Genomic DNA, 5,458 nt, shown 5'->3' with positions numbered 1-5,458 from the left:
TGCAGGTGGCGCATCAGCTCGGGGGCGTGCGGGCCAGTGCCGCGACCCTGCGTGCGTGGGCCGAGGAACCGGTGTTGCGCCACTGAGTGCGCAATCGATATCCGTGCCGGTTCCTCGAGTGTGATGTGAGAAGCTTTCGTCACGCGAAGACCGATGCCGGTCGTTCCGTCGGGGCCGAACGCAGGAGTGTATTTGTGGGACTGAATGCAGATGCCGTACGTGGACCACTGCGGCGAGCCATCGCCACGGCCCAGAACGGTCTCGAGGTCATTCGTCTGGGTGGCTCGAAACCGAGGTGGATCCGTCGCCGTTTCGGGTGATGGATCGCGAGCCGATGTACCGGCTTCGGCGGTACTTCCCAGACGATGTGCCCGCGGACAGTCCTCCGGTGGTGCTCATTCCACCGATGATGGTCTCCGCAGATGTCTACGACGTCACCACCGAACAAGGCGCGGCCGGAATTCTGCACGGCATGGGTCTGGATCCGTGGGTTGTCGATTTCGGATCGCCCGATACCGAAGAAGGTGGGTGGGGCCGTACGCTGGCCGATCACGTCGTGGCGATCAGCGAGGTCGTCGACAAGGTGCACGAGCACACCGGTCGCGACGTCCACCTGGGTGGTTATTCCCAGGGCGGAATGTTCTGCTACCAGGCGGCTGCCTACCGTGGGGGCCGAAATCTGGCCAGCCTCATCACGTTCGGGGCTCCGGTCGACACTCTGGCCGGCTTGCCGCTCGGGATTCCGGCCGGTGTGGCCACGAGGGGAGCGGAGTTTCTCGCCGATCACGTGTTCACTCGGCTCGCTGTGTCGGGGTGGATGGCGCGGACGGGATTCCAGTTGCTCGATCCGGCGAAGACCGTGCGGTCGCGCTTGGATTTCTTGAGGCAGTTGCACGACCGTGAGGCGCTGTTGCCACGCGAGCCGCAGCGACGCTTTCTGGCGATGGACGGGTGGGTGGCCTGGTCCGGCCCTGCCGTTGCGGAGTTGCTGAAGCAGTTCGTCGTGCACAACCGCATGATGACCGGCGGGTTCGTCATCAAGGACAGACTGTTGACTCTGGCCGAACTCACGGTGCCGGTGTTGGCCTTCGTCGGCGAGGTGGACGACATCGGTCAACCGTTGGCCGTGCGCGGCATTCAGCGCGCGGCCCCGCGTGCGCAGGTTTTCGAAACTACCTTGCGCGCAGGCCATTTCGGTTTGGTTGTCGGCAGTACCGCGGCTGCGCAGACCTGGCCGACGACGGGAAACTGGATTCGGTGGCGCGAGGATCTCGGACCGAAGCCGGAGGCGGTTCGCGTGATGGAGCGCGAGGGCCACAGCGATTCCGACAGTGGTGTGTCGATCACCAATCGACTGATCCACACTGCAGCCTCCATTGCCGAGGTGGGCGTCGGTGTCGGCCGCGGGCTGGCATCGGCGGCGACCGGCGCGGTGCGGGGGTACCCGCGAAATCTCTTCCGAGGCCGTGCGTACGCTGCCGAGGCTCGCCCGCCTCGGGCAGATGCAGCCGCACAGTCGAGTCTCGTTGGGCCGCTTGATCGCCGAGCAGGGACGTAAATCTCCGAATGGCGAGTGCTTCCTGTTCGACGACCGAGTGCACACCTACGACGCGGTCAACGTCCGCATCGACAATGTGGTGCGCGGTCTGATCAGCGTCGGGGTGCGACCCGCGTCGCGCATCGGTGTGTTGATGGAGACTCGTCCAGCGCGTTGGCAGCGATGGCGGCGCTCTCGCGGATCGGGGCAGTACCTGTTCTGCTGCAGCCGGGCAGCGATCTGACCGCAGCCCTGCGAACCGTCGACGTCGACACGGTGATCGCCGATCCGGAGAATGCTGCGGCTGCGGTCCCGGTGGCGCCGAACGTGCTGGTGCTCGGCGGTGGTGAGACTCGGCGACTCGACATCCCGTCCGGCTACGAGGTGGTCGATCTCGAGGCCATCGATCCCGACGCGGTGCGTTTGCCTCAGTGGTACGAGCCGGATCCGGGTCGTGCCCGCGAACTGGCGATGATCCTGTTCACGACGACCGATCGCGGTCTCGAACCGCGATACATCACCAATCATCGCTGGGCGTTGTCGGCATTCGGTACAGCGACAACGGCCGCGCTCGGACCCGGCGATACTGTCTATTGCCTTGCGCCGCTGCATCATTCGGCCGGGATTCTCGTCACGATCGGTGGCGCCCTCGCGGGCGGTTCACGCATCGCACTCTCCCGTGGTCTCGAGCCCGAGCGGTTCAGCGAAGAGGTGTACCGCTACGGCGTCACCGTCGTGAGCTACACCTGGACGATGATGCGGCAGATTCTCGACGACGGCCGGTTCCCGGTCGACTCCGGTCACCCGGTGCGCCTGTTCATCGGATCGGGCATGCCGGTGGGGCTGTGGCGTCGCACGCTGGCGCGGTTCAGCCCGGCTCGGGTGCTCGAGTTCTACGCATCCACCGAGAACGACGTGATCCTGGCCAACGTGGCGGGCTCGAAGATCGGCTCCAAGGGTCGTCCGTTGCCCGGCAGTGCACGGGTTGCGCTGGCGGCCTACGACCCGATCACCGGCCGCCTCGAAGAGGACGACGACGGCTTCGTCCGGCAGTGCCGCGACGACGAGATCGGGCTACTTCTCGGCCGACCGAGCGGAGACGGCGAAGCAACCAGTCACGTCATGCGCGGAGTCTTCGAGCCCACGGACGCCTGGATCCCCACCGAGAACCTGTTCCGTCGCGATTCCGACGGCGATTATTGGCTCGTCGACCGCAAGGACACCGTGGTGCGTTCGGCGTGCGGTCCGGTGTACACCCAGCCGATCGTCGACGCGGTAGGTGACCTGGACCAGGTCGATTCGGCTGTGGTCTACGGAGTGCGGGTGACGTCGGATCGGCCACGATCGGTGCGCGTCGAGGCGTCGGCCACCGAGGTGGCCGTCTGCGCGATCTCGCTGCAACCCGAGGCGGTGATCACCGCTCGTGCATTGACGGACACTCTCGGGGCACTGCTTCCGGCCGAGCGTCCGGCGATCGTGCACGTGGTGACCGAAATTCCGGTGGGACGCGCGTATCGGCCCAACGCGACGGCGCTGAAGCAAGCGGGCATCCCGACGCCAAGCGCACGGTCGTGGTTTTACGACTCGGAGTCGAACAGCTACCGTCGATTGACGAAAGCTGTTGTGGCCGAACGGTTCGTCGGGCGCGAGACCGCGGCCGAAAGATCGTCGTAGGAACGAGTATGCACAGAAGAAAACGGGTTCGGTAGCGTAAGCGAGTACACCACTCCGGTTCGACCGGAGCAGAGCGAAGGACACCTGTGGCAATCGATTCGACACTGCTTTCCATTCTCGCGTGCCCGGTGGACAAGGGCCCGCTGCTGTTGATCGAAGGGGAATTGCTCTACAACCCGCGACTGCGGCGTGCATATCCCATCGAGAACGGAATTCCGGTGTTGCTGGCCGACGACGCACGCGATGTCGAGGACGCCGAGCACGAGTCGATCCTGGCGCGCGCCACGTCCTAGAACTCCCGTTCGGTCACTGGGTTCGTCGACTACTGGGTTCGTCGACGCAATGTCGCTGCGGCTCCACTCAGCGCGGCAACGGTGAACGCTGTGACCACGGCGATGTCGGTCCACATGCGCCCGGTGACTCCGGGGTACCGGGATATCTCCTGGAGCGCGTCGACCAGGTAGCTCAGCGGCAGAACATTGCTGATCGCGGCCAGCCAATTCGGCATCTGGTCACGCGGCACCAGGAGTCCACACAGAAACAGCTGTGGAATCACGACGACCGGCATGAACTGGACGGCTTGAAACTCGGTGCGGGCGAATGCGCTGCACAGCAGTCCGATGGCGACGCCGAGCATTGCTCCCAGGACTGCGATCACCAGAACCCAACCGACCGAGCCCTCGATGTCGAGCCCGAGAAATCCGAACGCGACGGTGCATGCGAGTAGCGCCTGTCCGAAAGCGGCCAGCGAGAAGGCCGAGCCGTAGCTCGCCAGCAGGTCCAGCTTGGACATCGGTGTCGTGAGCAGGCGTTCGAGCGTTCCTGAGGTTCGTTCGCGCTGCATCGAAATCGACGTGATCAGGAACATGACGACGAATGGCAGGATGCCGAGCATCGTGATCGCGATCCGATCGAACAACGACTGCTGATTCGGCGGGGTCGGCACGTCTTGGTAAAGGAAGTACAGCAACACCATCAGCAGGGACGGAACGAGCAGAACCATGGCCACCGATCGATGGTCGGCTCGGAGTTGTCGCAGGATTCGGCCGGTGCCGGCTGCGTAGATCCGCGCGTTCACGATGTCTGCTCGGTAGATCTGATGAGAGACAGGAATGCGCGATCGAGCGTCGTTTCGTTTGTGCGCGCGAGTAGCGCGTCGGGGCTCGATTGGGCCAGCACGGTGCCGTCGCGCATCAGAACGAGACTGCTGCAGTGCTCCGCCTCGTCCATCACATGGCTGGAGATCAACACCGTTGTACCGCTTGCCGCGATATCGGCGAAACGCGACCACAGCTCCGAGCGCAGCACGGGATCCAAGCCGACCGTCGGTTCGTCGAGAACGATCAGCTCGGGTTCGGCGACTAGCGCGCTGGCCAGGGAGACCCGCCCCAGTTGGCCGCCGGAGAGTTCGCCCGCCCGTGACGACGCGTGGTCGGCCAGTCCGACCGACTCGATGGCGGACGCTACGTCCGCGCGCCGGCGACCGTACAGCGACCCGAAGTACTGCACGTTCTCGCGAACGGTGAGATCTCGGTAGACGCTCGGTGCCTGGGTCACGTACCCGACTGTGCGGCGCAACGGCGCCGAGCCGGCCGGAGATCCGAGAACTACCACGGTTCCGCTGTTGACGATTTGAGTGCCGACGATCGCTCGCATCAGAGTCGTCTTGCCGCAGCCCGACGGACCGAGAAGTCCGGTGATGGCACCACGAGGGATCGTCAGGGACAGATTCCGCAGCACCGTTCGCGTGCCGCGGCGAACCGTCAGCCCTGTGATCTCGACGGCGTGTTCACCGGTGAACGCCATGTCGGCCTCCAGACTTATCGGATGTCGAAGTCATAGCCCCGTCGGCGCTCGGTGGTCAAGGGCGAAGCATCATGGGAAGGATGAATGTCGCTGACTTGGAGATCGGGGAGCCTGACGACGCAGCCCGACGCATTCTCGGTGGGACCGTCACCGTGGGCGACGTGTCGGTGCGCATCGTGGAAGTCGAGGCCTACGGTGGTCCGCTCGATGGTCCGTGGCCCGATCCGGCCGCGCATTCCTTTCGGGGGCCGACTGCCCGCAACGAGGTGATGTTCGGTCCTGCGGGGCGTCTCTATGTCTACGTGAGCTACGGAATGCATCTCTGTGTGAACGTGAGTTGTGGCCCGGACGGCACGGCCGCTGCCGTGTTGCTTCGAGCGGGAGAAGTGGTGGCGGGCCACGACGTCGTCCAGAGCAGGCGCGCCGGCCGCGGTCCACGAT

4 protein-coding genes and 1 pseudogene are annotated in these 5,458 nt (G+C 64.9%); 3 read left to right on the top strand and 2 right to left on the bottom strand.

Features of this window, described 5'->3' with window-relative positions; translation table 11 throughout:
• The first annotated feature begins 194 nt into the window (after window positions 1-194).
• Together RHBS_RS23660 and RHBS_RS23655 are read left to right on the top strand one after the other, a co-directional pair.
• Window positions 195-3,211 (top strand): annotated as a pseudogene (locus RHBS_RS23660) (AMP-binding protein).
• 86 nt (window positions 3,212-3,297) lie between these two features.
• The gene (locus RHBS_RS23655) at window positions 3,298-3,504 is read left to right on the top strand and encodes a Trm112 family protein (protein ID WP_128646570.1); all 207 of its coding nucleotides are present in this window, start codon (window positions 3,298-3,300) and stop codon (window positions 3,502-3,504) included.
• A gap of 29 nt (window positions 3,505-3,533) precedes the next feature.
• Here the strand turns inward: RHBS_RS23655 and RHBS_RS23650 are convergent, their stop codons facing one another.
• Window positions 3,534-4,289: an ABC transporter permease gene (locus tag RHBS_RS23650; protein WP_128646568.1), complete on the bottom strand. Its 756-nt coding sequence runs from the start codon at window positions 4,287-4,289 to the stop codon at window positions 3,534-3,536.
• Window positions 4,286-5,017 carry an ABC transporter ATP-binding protein gene (locus tag RHBS_RS23645; protein WP_128646566.1) on the bottom strand — a complete coding sequence of 244 codons (732 nt, stop codon included), beginning with the start codon at window positions 5,015-5,017 and terminating at the stop codon, window positions 4,286-4,288. Before RHBS_RS23645 ends, RHBS_RS23650 begins: the two co-directional genes overlap by 4 nt.
• A gap of 80 nt (window positions 5,018-5,097) precedes the next feature.
• Between RHBS_RS23645 and RHBS_RS23640 the strand changes: the two genes are divergently transcribed.
• A partial coding sequence (locus RHBS_RS23640) for a DNA-3-methyladenine glycosylase (RefSeq protein WP_145977579.1) occupies window positions 5,098-5,458 on the top strand: 361 nt, incomplete at its 3' end.

Origin of the sequence: Rhodococcus sp. BS-15, assembly GCF_000813105.1 — a bacterium.
Classification (GTDB): Bacteria; Actinomycetota; Actinomycetes; order Mycobacteriales; family Mycobacteriaceae; genus Rhodococcoides.
The sequence above is the reverse complement of the archived record's forward strand: the minus strand, read 5'-3'. Positions and strand labels throughout refer to the sequence as shown.